The organism is Mucilaginibacter pineti (assembly GCF_900101875.1).
Lineage (GTDB): Bacteria > Bacteroidota > Bacteroidia > Sphingobacteriales > Sphingobacteriaceae > Mucilaginibacter > Mucilaginibacter pineti.
This window is the reverse complement of sequence record NZ_FNAI01000001.1, coordinates 1024733-1040877: the sequence shown is the minus strand read 5'-3', so window position 1 is coordinate 1040877 and position 16145 is coordinate 1024733. Positions and strand designations below refer to the sequence as shown.

The 16145-nt window shown below is 45.8% G+C and carries 12 protein-coding genes; 8 read left to right on the top strand and 4 right to left on the bottom strand.

From position 1 onward, the window contains the following. Positions 1–111 precede the first annotated feature (111 nt). From BLS59_RS04160 to BLS59_RS04150, 3 genes are all read left to right on the top strand, one after another. Positions 112–1395: a M16 family metallopeptidase gene (locus BLS59_RS04160; protein WP_091145099.1), complete on the top strand. Its 1284-nt coding sequence runs from the start codon at positions 112–114 to the stop codon at positions 1393–1395. 490 nt (positions 1396–1885) lie between these two features. Beyond that, the gene (gene guaB / locus BLS59_RS04155) at positions 1886–3355 is read left to right on the top strand and encodes an IMP dehydrogenase (RefSeq protein ID WP_091144814.1); all 1470 of its coding nucleotides are present in this window, start codon (positions 1886–1888) and stop codon (positions 3353–3355) included. 161 nt (positions 3356–3516) lie between these two features. Continuing rightward, on the top strand, positions 3517–4101 hold the full coding sequence (locus tag BLS59_RS04150; RefSeq protein WP_091144811.1) for an LOG family protein: 585 nt from the start codon (positions 3517–3519) through the stop codon (positions 4099–4101). Between the two features lie 411 nt (positions 4102–4512). Here BLS59_RS04150 and BLS59_RS04145 read toward each other — a convergent pair whose 3' ends face one another. After that, positions 4513–5283: a C1 family peptidase gene (locus tag BLS59_RS04145; RefSeq protein ID WP_091144807.1), complete on the bottom strand. Its 771-nt coding sequence runs from the start codon at positions 5281–5283 to the stop codon at positions 4513–4515. Between the two features lie 222 nt (positions 5284–5505). On the opposite strand from BLS59_RS04145, the gene BLS59_RS04140 reads away from it, so the two are divergent. From BLS59_RS04140 to BLS59_RS04120, 5 genes are all read left to right on the top strand, one after another. Beyond that, positions 5506–7134: an acyl-CoA carboxylase subunit beta gene (locus BLS59_RS04140; protein WP_091144803.1), complete on the top strand. Its 1629-nt coding sequence runs from the start codon at positions 5506–5508 to the stop codon at positions 7132–7134. A 274-nt stretch (positions 7135–7408) separates the two neighbouring features. Beyond that, positions 7409–7822, top strand: a complete 414-nt coding sequence (locus BLS59_RS04135; RefSeq protein ID WP_091144800.1) for a DUF3592 domain-containing protein — start codon at positions 7409–7411, stop codon at positions 7820–7822. Between the two features lie 86 nt (positions 7823–7908). Continuing rightward, complete coding sequence (trxB, locus tag BLS59_RS04130) at positions 7909–8865, top strand: thioredoxin-disulfide reductase (protein ID WP_091144797.1); 957 nt, start codon at positions 7909–7911, stop codon at positions 8863–8865. 738 nt (positions 8866–9603) lie between these two features. Then, a complete protein-coding gene (locus tag BLS59_RS04125) occupies positions 9604–11907 on the top strand; it encodes a family 20 glycosylhydrolase (protein WP_091144794.1) in 2304 nt (767 codons plus the stop codon). A 19-nt stretch (positions 11908–11926) separates the two neighbouring features. Beyond that, positions 11927–12679, top strand: coding sequence for a hypothetical protein (locus BLS59_RS04120; protein ID WP_091144791.1), 753 nt, complete (start codon positions 11927–11929; stop codon positions 12677–12679). 77 nt (positions 12680–12756) lie between these two features. On the opposite strand, the gene smpB is transcribed toward BLS59_RS04120, so the two are convergent. From smpB to BLS59_RS04105, 3 genes are all read right to left on the bottom strand, one after another. Next, the gene (gene smpB / locus BLS59_RS04115) at positions 12757–13209 is read right to left on the bottom strand and encodes an SsrA-binding protein SmpB (protein WP_091144787.1); all 453 of its coding nucleotides are present in this window, start codon (positions 13207–13209) and stop codon (positions 12757–12759) included. A 304-nt stretch (positions 13210–13513) separates the two neighbouring features. Continuing rightward, complete coding sequence (locus tag BLS59_RS04110; RefSeq protein ID WP_091144784.1) at positions 13514–15415, bottom strand: Nramp family divalent metal transporter; 1902 nt, start codon at positions 15413–15415, stop codon at positions 13514–13516. Further along, positions 15412–16065, bottom strand: a complete 654-nt coding sequence (locus BLS59_RS04105; RefSeq protein WP_091144703.1) for a metal-dependent transcriptional regulator — start codon at positions 16063–16065, stop codon at positions 15412–15414. The genes BLS59_RS04110 and BLS59_RS04105 overlap by 4 nt, the downstream gene beginning before the upstream one ends. Positions 16066–16145: the final 80 nt, after the last annotated feature.

Sequence of the window (16145 nt, the reverse complement as noted above, 5' to 3'; positions counted from 1 at the left end):
TCATGATTAAACAGATTAAAGAGGATCAATTGCAAATCAAAATCCTAAAAATACCTAAATCTGCTTAATCCTGGTTCAGACAAAAACAATGACCTAATGACCAATGAACCAATGACTGAACTAAACAGAACATTAGCCCCGGATTTTAAGGCTATCGATAATATAACCCTTATACGCCCCGAGCATAAAACGCTGGGTAACGGCTGCAATATTTATTGTTTTAACAGCGGCGATCAGGAACTGGTACGTATTGAGTGGGTATTTAACAACCTGCGCTTTAACCCGGCCAAACCCTTGCTTAACATGGCTGTTAATACCATGCTTACCGAAGGCACCAACACCTTAACCGCTGCGCAAATTGCCGATAAAATTGATTTTTACGGTGCGTTTTTGCAGGTTGATTACGGGTACGAAAATTCGCAGGTTACGCTGTATAGTTTAAACAAGCACCTGCACCAAACGCTGCCTGTAATTGCCGATCTGCTTACCAATTCTGTTTTCCCTGAAAAGGAACTGGAAACGTTTAAGCGTAACCAGCAGCAAAAGCTACAGGTAAGTTTGCAAAAGAACGATATTGTTGCCCGCAGAGATTTCAACAAAGCCATTTACGGCAATACCATTTACGGTTTGGGTGCAAGCTTTGATAATTATAAAAGCCTGCAGCGCGATGATCTGGCGGCGCATTACAAATTGCAATACCAGCCCTCAAACTGTTCTATAATAATTGCAGGTAAGGTTGATGCAACGGCGTTGGCGCTGATAACCGACACCTTTGATAAAGGCTGGACAAACGGCCCAATTACTGCGGATACCACTCAGCCCGAATTGCAAGCCGCTGCCGAACGTTTTTACTTTACCGAAAAATCAGATGCCCTGCAATCGGCTATCAGGATAGGTACGCCGACCATCAATCGTAACCATCCCGATTTTCAGGCGCTGCAGGTATTAAATACCGTTTACGGTGGCTATTTTGGCTCAAGGCTAATGACTAACATCCGCGAGGATAAAGGTTACACCTACGGCATTGGCTCGGGCCTGGGCTCGTTTAAACAAGGCGGATCATTTTTTATAGCTACCGAAGTTGGCGCAGATGTTTGCAAAGCAGCGGTAACCGAAATTGAAAAAGAACTGAACATCCTGAAAACAGACCTGGTACCTGCCGAAGAACTGTCGCTGGTGCGCAACTATATGCTGGGCTCGCTACTGGGCAGCCTCGAGAATGTTTTTTCCCATGCCGATAAATTCAAAAGCATCTACTTTGCCGGCCTGGATTATGATTATTACGACAGGTATGCCGACACGGTAAAAAATATAACATCAGATAAACTGATTGAACTGGCCAACCAATATTTCCATTTCGATGAGTTTTACAAAGTGATTGTAGGGAAGTATTAGGAGGGGTTTCGGATTTTCGATTTTCGGAATTATCCCTTTCTCCTTCTCTGGGCGTCATTGCTGTAAGGTACGATCTCTAAGCCGTATAACCTTTATGATGGGATTGCCGCGCTACGCTCGCAATGACAATTTTAAAGTTACTGTTTAACTTCTCTCGCGTTAGGGATAGGAGCGGATACCGGCCCTGAGCATAAGGCCTGCAGGCGTATGAGCGGATAGCCTGGGCCGAAGGCAACGCCCCAATTATGTCGCTCCCAGACTTACGAAGTTTTTAAAACTTCGTAAGTATTCACTGTCTGTTTTCCATCATCACAACCCACAGCTTATGCAATTTAGGCGATAAATGGAGATATATCCAAACAGCCATCCCAATTATCATTAAACAGCAATTTTCTCCCCGCTTTTAAATAAATCCTGCGCCGGATATTAATAATCCGAAATATTTGTTACCTTTGCCCGGCAAATAATAACTCCAAAATAATTATTTGCTATGCAGTTAGACCCATCCAAATTTGTTGCCGAAGGATTAACCTACGACGACGTTTTACTACTCCCGGCTTATTCAGAAGTTTTACCGCGTGATGTTAACACCAGTACTTTTTTAACAAAAAATATCCGTTTAAACATCCCCATCATTTCGGCCGCTATGGATACCGTTACCGAGGCAGGTTTGGCAATTGCCATAGCCCAGGCCGGTGGTATTGGTATTTTACACAAAAACATGACCATACAGGCACAGGCCAACGAGGTGCGTAAAGTAAAACGATCTGAAAGTGGAATGATCCAGGACCCTGTTACTTTGCTGGAGGATGCGCTGCTTGCAGATGCTTTTCAGATAATGAAGGAGTTTAGCATTGGCGGTATCCCCGTTATTGATGCCGAGCATAGGCTTAAAGGCATTATCACCAACCGCGATTTGCGTTTTCAAAAAGACCTTACCGTGCCGGTTAGGGAAATAATGACCAAAACCAACCTTATAGTTGCCCCCGAAGGTACTACTCTTACCGAGGCTACAGCTATACTGCAGGGCAACAAAATTGAAAAGCTGCCTGTTGTAAATAAAGATGGTAAGCTGGTTGGTTTAATTACCTATAAAGACATTCAAAAAGTTAAAAACTTCCCTATAGCCTGTAAAGACGAATTTGGCCGCCTGCGCGTAGGTGCAGCTGTTGGAGTTGCTGCCGATAATATTGACCGTGTTACTGCCCTGTATAACGCCGGTGTTGACGTTGTGGTAGTTGATACCGCACATGGCCACTCAAAAGGAGTTATTGATATGGTGAAGGCTGTTAAAGCACTGCACCCGCAATTGCAGGTTATAGCAGGTAACATAGCCACTGCCGATGCGGCTATCGCTTTGGCAGATGCCGGTGCTGATGCTGTTAAAGTGGGTATTGGTCCGGGTTCTATTTGTACTACACGGATCATTGCAGGTGTGGGCGTACCGCAGTTATACGCGGTTTACGAATGTGCCAAAGCGCTGGAAGGCCGTGGCGTTCCCGTTATTGCCGATGGTGGTATTAAACAAACCGGCGATATTGTAAAGGCTATCGCAGCCGGTGCAAGCTCAATTATGGCAGGCTCATTGTTTGCAGGTGTTGAAGAATCTCCAGGCGAAACTATTATATACGAAGGCCGTAAATTTAAATCATACCGTGGTATGGGTTCTGTTGAGGCAATGGCAAAAGGTTCAAAAGACCGTTACTTTCAGGATGAAACTGATGTGGTAACCAAACTGGTTCCCGAAGGTATTGTTGGTCGGGTGCCATTTAAAGGCAACATGGCCGAAGTAATTTTCCAATACATAGGTGGTTTACGTGCCGGTATGCACTATTGCGGTGCTGCTAATATTGAAGACTTACAACGTGCAAAATTTGTACGCATCACTGCCGCCGGTATGCGCGAAAGCCATCCGCACGATATTACTATAACTAAAGAAGCGCCTAACTATACGAGGTAATTAGATAGTCTGGTGTCTTTAGTCGGAAAGTCCGGAAGTTGGTAAAGTCGGAAAGATAAATATCTTTTTACTTGATAACTTCCGGACTTCTTTGTTTTTAAGGCTTAAACTTCCGGACTTTCTGACTTCCCTACTTTCGGACTAATTTATTATAATTGAAAATGAAATCTATCTGCGTATTCTGCGGTGCCAATTTTAATGGCGACCCTTTATTGAAACAAGCTGTTGAGCAACTGGCCGAGGTTATGGTGAGTCGTGAAATTACTCTGGTGTATGGCGGCGGTAAAGTAGGTATTATGGGTATCATTGCCGATGCTGTTTTAAGTCGCGGCGGTAAAGCGATAGGGGTTATTCCGCAGTTTTTGATGGATAAGGAGGTTGGCCACACCGGACTTACCGAACTGCACATCGTGCAAAATATGCACCAGCGCAAGCAAATGATGAATGACCTTTGCGACGGTATCATCACCCTGCCCGGCGGCCTTGGCACACTCGAAGAGTTTTTTGAAGTGCTTACCTGGCTGCAATTGGGCTTGCATAATCACCCCATAGGTTTATTGAACACCGGCGGCTTTTATGACTCGCTGCTAAAACAATTGGACGTAATGGTTGACCAAAAATTCCTGAAACCCACCAATCGCGAGCTGGTTATTACCGCTGCCGATCCTATTGAACTGGTGAGTCTGATGGATGGCTTTAACGCCAAACCCGATGAGGTATGGTTCAGGGATAGGAATCTTACATAAGTCAAAATTCAAAATTAAAAAGTCAAAAAAAGGTGGGGTGTGTGGTTGTCGTAAACTGACCAAGGTTAGGACTCACCCCGGCTACGCTTCGCTGGCCGACCCTCTCTCCGGCTTCGCCGCAAAGAGGGTAAAGACAGTTTTTAAATTATCAACATAGCGTGTCAAGCTATGCAATCCCCTCTTTCCGCCGGAGGCGAAGAGAGGGTGGCCCAAGCGTAGCGATGGGCGGGTGAGTCGTCTGCGGAAAGCAAAACTTCGGCCGCCCATCTTTACGGCTTGTCGAAGCGCCATCCCCTCTATGCGGCGAAGCCGGAGAGAGGGGTGTCCAGCGAAGCGCAGACGGGGTGAGTCGTGTTCATATGAAGAGAAAAATCCTTAATCCTTGCTCCCCAAGTCCTCAATCCTCCAAATCTACACCACCTGGCTAATCGTCCAGAAATCATCGGCCAGGTCGGTGCTGGTGATGTAATCGTAGGGCATATAAAAATAGCCTTTGTCGCCCCATGCGTCGCCCCAGCTGTTGCGTACAATGAATGCTTTCCTGGCGTCGTCATAACCAACCGCCATAACCGCATGGCCGCCAATGGCGCTTTCGGTTTTTGTGGGCATGGTGAGGATGCCGGTTTTAGCCACCTTATCGCCCTCAAAACTCTGGTAAACCGTAAACCCAAAAACAAATGGATTGCCCGATGCAAGGCAGGTTTTTAGCTCGTTTATAGCAGTATTATTAAGGCGGGTATATTGTATGGCGAGGTTCTTTTTAGCTTTTGTATATAGCGATTTGGTAGGCTTTTTGGCAAATTTGGTCACCAGGTATGGCCAGCCAGCTTCGTCGCAAACACCAACCGTGGCAACTGATTTTACACCGTCCCTTATCTGCGCGCCGCTATCATCCTTAACATGGCCTTCCAGCACACGCTCGTTATAATAAATGAACAACCGCGATGGGGTAAATACCGCCAATTTTTGTTTCATCAGCTCAAACTCAAAAGCGCCGCCAATGGCATTTGCCGTGCAGGAACCAAGTTCGCCCTGGTCATATACCGGCGGGCATTGCGTGCGCAGATCAACAGAGGTGGGTACAGGTTTGGCTAAGGCAGCATGGCGTACAACGGCATAGCGCAAATCCCGGTGATCGGGCAGATCGGGCAGCCAGCCATAGTTTTTGGTTTTCTGGATCATAATAAGGGTGGTTATGTTTAGTACAGTAAAGCTATATGGTTTGGCGGAAAATAGTAAGCGTGTTTTTACGCAATTTTATAGGTGTTAATACTTGAATTTTAGGGTAAATAAAAATTGCTATGCGTGCATAATATTCTTTCGGTATCCTTCAAAACACAAAAAAAATTACCCACTTTTACTCCTGTAATTTTCCCTAACTTACATTTCCTATAAAAACCAACTATGGATATCGGCTTTAATATTAATGAGGATGTGAATAAGCAGCTGGTTTACGAGCTGAACAACAGGTTAAAAAAAGTATATGAGGGCGGGGGCGAAAAGGCCGCGGCCAAACAAAAAGAAAAAGGCAAAATGCTGGCCCGCGAACGTGTGGCCTATCTCATAGATAAAGACAAACCCTGGCTTGAAGTTGGCGCTTTTACTGCCGATGGCATGTATGCCGAGCACGGCGGTTGTCCGTCGGGCGGGGTAATAACGGGTATTGGGTATGTGGCGGGCAGGCAATGTGTGGTGGTAGCCAATGATGCCACGGTGAAGGCCGGGGCATGGTTCCCTATAACGGCCAAGAAAAACCTGCGCGCGCAGGAAATAGCTATGGAAAACCGCCTGCCCATTATTTACCTGGTAGATTCGGCAGGGGTGTATTTGCCATTGCAGGACGAGATCTTTCCGGACAAGGAACATTTCGGGCGTATTTTCAGGAACAATGCCATGATGAGCAGCATGGGAATCATCCAGATCTCGGCCATTATGGGTGCCTGCGTTGCTGGCGGGGCATACCTGCCCATCATGAGCGACGAAGCTATGATAGTAGAGGGCACAGGTTCGGTTTTCCTGGCGGGATCATACCTGGTAAAATCGGCCATTGGCGAGGATGTGGATAACGAAACGCTGGGCGGGGCAACCACTCATTGCGAAATATCGGGTGTTACCGATTATAAACAACCAAACGATAAGGCCTGCCTTGATTCTATCCGCAATATCATGAGCATGGTTGGCGATTACAACAAAGCCGGGTTCGACCGTATAAAACCGGCCCCGCCAAAGCTCGACCCAAAAGAGATTTACGGCATCCTGCCTGATAACAGGGAGAAGGCTTATGATATGAATGATATTATTCTGCGGATGCTGGATAACTCCGAATTTGAACCTTATAAAGATGGTTACGGTCAATCTATCATTTGCGGTTTGGGTAGGGTAGATGGCTGGGCGGTAGGTATTGTAGCCAATCAGCGTAAAGTGATAAAAGCCAAAACCGGAGAAATGCGCTTTGGCGGTGTTATTTATTCCGATTCGGCAGATAAGGCAACACGCTTTATCATGAATTGTAACCAAAAGAAAATTCCGCTGGTGTTTTTGCAGGATGTTACCGGCTTTATGGTAGGCAGTCGCAGCGAACAGGGCGGCATTATTAAAGATGGCGCTAAAATGGTGAATGCGGTAGCCAATTCGGTAGTGCCAAAATTTACTATTGTGATAGGTAATTCCTACGGCGCTGGCAACTATGCCATGTGCGGCAAAGCCTATGACCCGCGACTGATCTACGCCTGGCCATCGGCCAAAATAGCCGTTATGGGTGGTGGACAAGCTGCCAAAACCCTGCTGCAGATCCAGGCTGCCGGACTAAAAGCCCGGGGCGAAGAGGTAGATGCCGTAAAAGAAGCCGAACTACTGAAACAAATAACAGACAAATATAACACCCAAACCACCCCATACTACGCCGCCGCACGGCTCTGGGTAGATGGCATCATCGACCCGCTGGAAACCCGCAAGGTAATTTCCATGGGTATTGAAGCCGCCAATCACGCTCCGATAGAAAAGGCTTTTAACGTGGGGGTGATACAGACATAGGTTTTTTGGAGTAAGGACGGAAAGAATAAGGACAAAAGAATAAGGACAAAAGAGTAAGGACGGAAAGAATAAGGACAAAGGACAGAAGGAGCAAGTACAAAAGACAAAATAATAAGGATAAAAGAATCCTGGTAATCCTTTAATTCGTTTAATCAAGGTTCAGACAAAAGAACAAGGACGGAAAGAACAAGGACAAAGGACAAAAGAACAAGGATAAAAGAATCCTGATAATCCTTTAATCTGTTTAATCAAGGTTCAGACGAAAATAAAAACAATGAACGTAAATTACGATGAACTGATATTGCTTACCGGTGGTGCTTTTCTGGCCGTGCTTGGTGCAGGTAAATTTAACGAACGCCGGAAACTGATTAAAACCGGTGTTAAAGTTAATGGCGTGGTTTTCAGAATTGAAGAAAGCACAGATGACGAAACCAATTCATCGATGTATTATCCTGTAATAAGATATTTAACAGAAGATAAAGAATGGATAACGGAAACTTATAAGTTGGGCAGCCGTCCATCCGTATATAAGGAAGGTGACAGTGTTAGTGTAATTTATGATCCTGCCAACTACAAGCATTTTATAATTGATAACACGTTCACCAAATTTCTTGCCCCTGTGTTATTTATAATAGGAGTTTTACTGATAGCAAGTGTAATCATATACTATGTTTTACATCAACTGTAACCCCGCCAAACAATGGCAATATACTGACCATCTGCTATTGCTTAATACCCCCGGAAACCTTAAATTCGCATCTCATTTAGCAACAAATGTCTGAAGAATTAGAACACGTAAAATGCCTGATCATTGGTTCGGGCCCGGCTGGTTACACTGCCGCAATATATGCTTCACGGGCTGATCTGAAACCCGTAATGTACACCGGTTTATTAGCCGGCGGACAGCTTACCCAAACTACCGATGTAGAGAACTTTCCCGGTTATCCTTTGGGCATCATGGGCCCCGAAATGATGGAAGATTTTCGTAAACAGGCCGAACGCCTGGGTACCGATATCCGTTTTGGCTATGTGAGTTCGGTAGATTTTACCAGCTTGCCGCACAAGGTGGTGGTTGATGAGGTAAAAACCATACTTGCCGATACTGTTATTATTTCAACAGGCGCATCTGCCAAATGGCTTGGGTTAGATTCTGAACAAAAATACAGCGGCTTTGGCGTATCGGCTTGTGCCGTTTGCGACGGGTTTTTCTTTAAAGGACAGGACGTAGCCATTGTAGGTGCCGGTGATACCGCTGCCGAAGAAGCTACTTACCTTGCCAAATTATGCCGCAAGGTTTATATGATTGTTCGCCGTGATGAGTTCCGTGCCTCAAAGGCAATGGTTCATCGCGTGTTGAATACCCCCAATATCGAGATACTGTACAACACCGAAACCAAGGAGATCCTTGGCGACGGACAAAGCGTTACCGGCGTAAAAGTTACCAATAACGTAACCAACACCGATACCGACCTTGATGTTACGGGCTTTTTTGTGGCCATTGGTCACCACCCCAACACCGATATTTTTAAAGGCTGGATCCATATGGACGAAACCGGTTACATTAAAACTCGCCCCGGATCAACAGAAACCAATGTTGAAGGCGTATTTTGCTGCGGCGATGCCCAGGATCACATCTACCGCCAGGCAGTTACTGCCGCCGGTACAGGTTGTATGGCCGCCATTGATGCAGAACGCTACCTGGCAGCCAAAGAGCATGTGGTAACGGCGTAAGCTCTTTATCGGAAAAGAAATATATTTGAAAGGCTGCTTGAAAAAGTGGCCTTTTTTGTTTGTTTACGGTTTGGGGGGGGCTTGTGCGTGTAAACTACCGCCGGACTCACCCGACCATCGCTACGCTTGGTCACCCTCTCTTCGCCTTCGGCGGAAAGAGGGGCGGGGTATAGTTAAAAAAGCGTGTCCTACTTGCGCTCTTTTGTAACCACAGGTGTTGGGAAGACTGAATTTTATAAAAAGTTTGTCATTTCGATAGAGCCCGGGCGGGTAAAAGCGTGGCGCGAAGGAGAAATCTTCTGCGGAATGCAAAGTTCCAATAACATAACGCATAAGATTTCTCACTCGGTCCTCGTATGGGAATGCCAACATTTTACTCTTCCCAACACCTGTGGTTTGTAACGAGTGCTTAAAGTGTTTTTGCGTTTACAACGCATTGTCGCGATGCAATCGCGTAACTGTGTTAAGCACTCGTTACAAACGAGCGCAAGTGAGTTTAAAGAAATCTATAGAAAGAAAAAAATGTCCTCACCCTCTTTGCGGCGAAGCCGCAGAGAGAGTCGCCGCACGAAGTGCCGGCGGGGTGAGTCGAACCGCCAAGCAGAGCCACCAAACAACATGGTAATTTGCGTTCCCCCAAGGCTTATAAAAAGTTATGCAAACGTTTTCGCAATTCAAAACTTCTTATATTTTTTTAAAAACTCTATATTCACAATTTACCACCAATATCCTATGATTATGTATAAAAAAGCTTCCTTAATGTTGTTTGTCCTGCTTACATCATTTGCAATTGTTGTGAATGCCCAGGATGCCGATCCTTATTCGGGGATTATCCCGGCGCCGGTATCGTTAAAAAAGTCGACCGGTCAGTTTGTGCTGAGTCAGGAAACCACCATCCAGGCCGATTCACCATCGAACAAGGCGGTATTATTTTTTAAGGATTACCTGGCCAATAAACAGGCTTATAATAAGGCAATTGTAATTAAGGGCGCCCGTACATCAAACGTTATCACACTAACATCTGCCGGTACCGAAAACCTGCCTGCCGAAGGTTACCGCTTAACCATTACACCGCAGCAAATTACGGTTGAAGGTAAAGGATCGGGACTTTTTTATGGTATTCAAACCCTTATGCAATTGTTTCCCGCCGAGCGCGCTGCTACCGCTAAGCTGCCATGTTTGGAGGTAGAAGATTATCCGCGTTTCGGTTATCGTGGTGCCATGCTTGATGTTTGTCGCCATTTCTTCTCGGTAGAAATGGTTAAAAGATACATCGACCTGCTGGCTGCCTACAAGCTTAATAACTTTCACTGGCACTTAACCGATGATCAGGGCTGGCGCATCGAAATAAAAAAATACCCAAAACTTACCCAGATAAGCAGCATGCGCGCGCAAACCGTGATAGGCAATTATCACGACCGTACACCGCAACAATTTGACAATACCCCTTACGGTGGTTTTTATACCCAGGATCAAATCCGTGATGTGATAAAATATGCGGCCGACAGGTACATCAACATTGTGCCTGAAATTGAGATGCCGGGCCATTCATCCGCTGCCTTAGCTGCTTATCCTGAATTAAGCTGCGATCCATCAAAAACTTATAAAACTGCCGAAACATGGGGCGTGTTCCCGGAGATCTATTGTCCTACCGATAAAACATTTGCCTTTTTGCAGGATGTATTAACCGAGGTGATTGCGCTGTTCCCGAGTAAATATATTCATATAGGCGGCGACGAAGCCCCTAAAACTGCCTGGAAAAATTCACCATTTTGCCAGCAGCTTATCAAAAAATTAAAGCTGAAGGATGAGGATGCGTTACAAAGTTATTTCATCCAGCGGATAGAGAAATTTGTGAACGCCAAAGGTCGCAATATCATAGGCTGGGACGAGATCCTGGAAGGCGGTCTTGCACCTAACGCGGCTGTTATGAGCTGGCGCGGCGAAGAAGGCGGCATTGCTGCTGCCCAGCAAAAACACAATGTTATCATGACGCCCGGCAGCCACGGTTTATATATAGATCATGGGCAGGGCAAACCAAGCCAGGAGCCGCTGAGCATTGGCGGTAATGAGCCGCTCTCAAAAATTTACAGTTACGATCCCACTCCCGAAGCACTTACTGCCGAGCAAAAGAAATACGTTATGGGCGTACAGGCCAACCTGTGGACAGAGTATATAGGTACTGATAATAAGGTGGAATTTATGTTGCTGCCGCGCTTGCTGGCCTTATCGGAGATTGCGTGGTCGCCGTTGGAGAATAAGAGTTTTAAGGACTTTTCTGAAACAAGGCTACCCGGTCATTTAGCGTGGCTGGATAAAAACGGATTCGATTACCATGTGCCTGTGGCTATTGGTGCAAAGGACACCACCATGATAGGCACACAACTTACCGTGCAGCTAAAATCGCCGGTGGAGGGTGCCAAGGTTTATTATACTATTGACGGCTACACTCCGCGCGAAACCGACAATGAGTACCACATACCCATGACCTATAATGTACCCATCGATCAATACCGCGAGCTGCAAACCATTGTAATAACGCCATCTGGCAAAAGGAGCAATGTAACCCGCACCATGGTTTATAATAAAGCACCATTGGCAGCCGTTAACTATACAGGTACCACAAGCGGATTAAAATACCAGTTATTCACCGGTACCTATAATTACACGGGTCAGTTAAGTAACCTTGCACCAACCGATAGCGGCACGGTAAAAACCTTCAGCACTGCCGATTTTAGAAAAAGTAAAGGTAAGTATGGTGTAATTTACAGCGGATTTATTAACATTGATGCTGATGGCGGTTATGGCTTCTCCGTACAAAGTGGTAACGGAGCGGTGTTGCTGATAGATGACCAGGTTGTGGTAGATAATGATGGCAAACATACCGTTACCGAACAGGAAGGTGCAACAGCCTTGCTGAAGGGCTATCACCGTTTTACCCTTAAATATGTTGATGCGGGAGGTTCCGGAACGTTAAAAGTTTTCATAACTTCACCGGTAAAGGGCAAGGCAGAGCTTATTGCCGGTACGCTGTATAATTAACAGAGGATACAAAATTATAATGACTAAAAAGTTTTATTATTTATTGTTCTTAATGGCCGCCGCCGGCGCTGTAACAGGCTGCGGCGGCAACGACACAAAAACCGTTAACACACCCGCGGCACCCAAAAAACCGCAGCTGATGGCCCCGTTCAGGTACCATAAGCTGATAGAGGTTTCGCCGGGGCAAAGTTATGATGTGTTTAGCTGGGGGCGGGGCTCATTGGAGGCTGGTTCATTCATGATCCTGCATTCCGATTCATCGGGTATAAAATATACTACCACCACCGGTGATCTGGAGGGCAATATTGTAGATGTGTACAATGCCGATATGGATCTCGACGGTAATCCCGAAATACTTATCCAGGCCAGATCAAAGGATACCATAAGCCGAACCAACGTGTACGCTTACGAGTTTAATAATAATAAAGCCAATAAGCTTGATTTTCCCCGGCTCAACGTTTCACAGCGCAAAGGTTACCGGGGCGATGATAACTTTTATATTCGTGATGGTAAATTGATTCGCGAGTTTCAGATCTTTAACGGTACGGGTAAGGATGCCAAACCAAGTGGTGCCAAACGCCAGTTGGAATACAGCCTGCGCAGCAATGAATTTACGGTGAAGCAGCTGAGCAAAGATTCTACCGATGTTAAAACCGCCGTAGTGAATACGCAGTCAACAAAATCGAATGATAAACCGTCCACCTCATCAAAGTCGGAGAAAAAACATTCATCATCCAAAAAGAAAAAACACAGACATCATCACCGCGATTAAGCTTGAAAGTATGGCTATAAAAAGAAAAGAGGCGCAATTTGCGCCTCTTTTCTTTTTATATGTGCTTAGATAACTTATTACCTTTTCATTGCCCTGTCCATTTCAATTTTGGTATCGCGTTCTTTCATGGTATCGCGCTTGTCGAAGGTTTTTTTACCCTGGGCAAGGCCAATTTCAAGTTTGGCAAAGCCGCGTTCGCTAATGAATAGGGCCAGGGGTACAATGGTCAGGCCTTTTTCTTCGCCGCGGGTAAGGAGTTTTTTGAGTTCTTTTTTGTTGAGCAGCAGCACGCGGTCGCGCTTAGCTTCGTGGTTATAAAACGAGCCGAACGAATATTCTGAGATATGCAGGTTGCGTACGTAAAGCTGGTTGCTGATAAACGTACAAAAAGCATCATTGATGTTTGCCTTACCTTCGCGGATAGATTTAATTTCGGTGCCCAGCAGTTTAATCCCGGCTACGTATTTATCCAGTATGTGGTACTCAAAATAAGCTTTCTTGTTCTTTATATATACTTTATCCTCTATCATTTTTCAGGGCAGCTAAAGCTGCAAACTTACGTAAAATTTTACTTGTCGAATTTGGGTTGTTATAATCAGTTTGTCATTCTGAGCGGAGCGAAGAATCTGCTCTACTGTTTGTATATAGGACCTGCAACCATTTCTACTCACCCCGCCGGCACTTCGTGCGTCCACCCTCTCTTCAGCTTCGCTGGAAAGAGGGTGGGGAAGGTTTTGTTTATTAATCAATATCAAACTTTGCAAACCCCTCTTTCCGCCGAAGGCAAAGAAAGGGTGGCCAGCGCAGCGTAGCCGGGTGAGTAATCTGCAGTCGCTACTGCGGCTTCACAATAAGCACCGGTACATTTACCATGTGCCTTACCGAGTTTACGGTTGTGCCGAATATGAGGTCCTTGAGTGCCTTGTGCCCGTGCGATCCCATCACTATAAAATCAACCCCGTTCTTGTTCACAATGTCTGCAATGGCGGTGGCGGGGCTGCCGTAGCCAATCTCCGCTTCGGCTTTGTAACCAAGTTTCTTCATGGCTTGTACGTATTTGTCGAGGTTGTCGGCATCACTTTGGGTTTCGTTATCCAGTACCTGGCCGCCGTAATAGCGGGCACCGGCGGTTTCTACCACGTGAATAAGTGTATAGGTGGCTTGTTTACCGCCCTGCATAATGGCATGGCGCAGGCAGTCGTTATCATTCTTTGAAAAATCTATGGTAATGGCCAGATGCTTGTAGGTAACGGCATCCAACTCGGTAATAGCGCCGGCAATGCCATGCGGTACGTAGGCAGGCTTATCGGCGTGTTTAAATAGCATGGGGCGTAAAAATACATACAGCAATAGTAAAGCAATGGCTATTACTATGGGTACTACAAAAACATAAATGTAGATGTCGGCATTTTTGTTGCCGCTTAGCCAATCGCCAATTTGGTCATATACCAGTTTGGCGTTCAGGCCTACTATGAGTATGGCGCTTGCCCAGGCAAGGATCTTTACTTTAAGACTAATGGCGAAATTACCCATCCGCTTTTTATCAGATGTAAAATGAATAAGCGGGATCACCGCAAAGCCCAGTTGCAGACTTAGCACTACCTGGCTTAATATAATAAGGCTGCCCAGCGCATCTTCGCCAAAATAAATAATGGTGAAAACGGCCGGTACTATGGCCAGCACCCGGGTAAGTAATCGGCGCAGCCAGGGCTCAATACGCAGGTTAATGTGGCCCTCCATAATTATTTGGCCGGCAAGGGTACCGGTAATGGTTGAGCTTTGTCCGGATGCTATGAGTGCTACGGCAAACAGTACGGGCGCTATTTTACCGAAAATATGTTCCAGTAATTTATAGGCATCCTGTATTTCGGCAACCTGGAAATAACCGTTTTTGAAGAAGGCAGTAGCCGCCAGTATAAGTATGGCCGCGTTCACAAAAAATGCGAGGTTGAGGGCTATAACTGTATCAAACAGGTTGAATTTTATGGCAGATTTAAAGCCCTCCTCGGTGCGGGTTATCTTGCGTGTTTGCACCAGCGACGAGTGCAGGTACAGGTTATGCGGCATTACCGTGGCACCAATTATACCAATGGCAATGTACAGCATTTGCTGGCTCACCTTATCCTGCCCAAACAAATTGCTGGGGATAAAACCTTTGGCAACATCCACAATATCCGGCCCTACAATAAACATCTCTACCAAAAAGGAGATGCCGATAATAAAGATCATCGAAATAATAAAACCCTCCAGCTTGCGCATGCCTTTGTTCATGAGCCAAAGCATCAGCACGGTATCGGTAATGGTTAATGATACCCCCCAGATAAGCGGCAGGTGAAACAGCAATTTTAAACCGATGGCCATACCAATGATCTCGGCCAGATCGCAGGCTATAATGGCTATCTGGGCCAGTATGTACAGCCAGAAATTCACGAAGCGTGGATAAGCGTTTTTAGAGGCCTGTGCCAGATCGAGCCCGCGAACGATGCCAAGCCTTGCCGCCAGCGATTGCAGCAGCAGGGCAATTAAATTTGATGCAAACAGCACCCATATAAGCTTATAACCAAAGGCGCTGCCCCCGGCAAGGTCGGTTGCCCAGTTGCCCGGGTCCATGTAGCCCACGCTTACTAAGTAGGCGGGACCTAAAAAGGCCATGATCTTTTTCCAGCCGGTTTTGCTTTCTGGATCAACCGAGCCGTGTACGTTGCCTAATGAATGATTAGTATTGTTGTTGCTCATAGGGCTATCAGTAAATTATTTGCCACTTCGCGGCTAATGTGTACTTCTTTTTCTGTATCTGTTTTTAATGCTACCGAATGATCGTATTCAATGATATCGGTAATGGTAATTTTTTTGCCGATGGTGAGCTGTTGCTTTTCCAGGTATTGTAAAAATGGCGAAGTATGATCGCGAACGCCCGAAATGATGCCACACTGGTTTACCATTAATGCCGAAACCGGTTTTAACTCGGCTGTTTTAAAACGACCCTCGCTGTCTGGTATCGGGTCGCCATGCGGGTCATGCCGGGGGTGGCCCATGAACTCGTCCAGCCTGTCGATGAGTTCGGCCGACGATATGTGCTCCATTTCTTCGGCCATGTCATGCACCTGATCCCACTTAAAGTTAAGTTTCTCTACCAAAAAGTACTCCCAAAGGCGGTGTTTGCGGATAATATTGATGGCAATTTTTTCGCCGGATGGTGTAAGATTAACACCCTGGTACCGCGTATAGTTTATCAGAGCCTTTTCGGCCAGCTTTTTTAGCATGTCTGTTACCGAGGATGCTTTGGTATTTAGCGCCGCAGCTATTTGATTAGTGCTCACATTATCAGCACTTATAGAGAGGTGATATATGGATTTAAGGTAGTTTTCCTCGGCTAATGTATTCATTTATACAAATCTAATAAAAAATTTAGACTAATCTAAATTTTGCATGTTGGGAAATATATTTTTGTTGTTGCCGTTTTAAG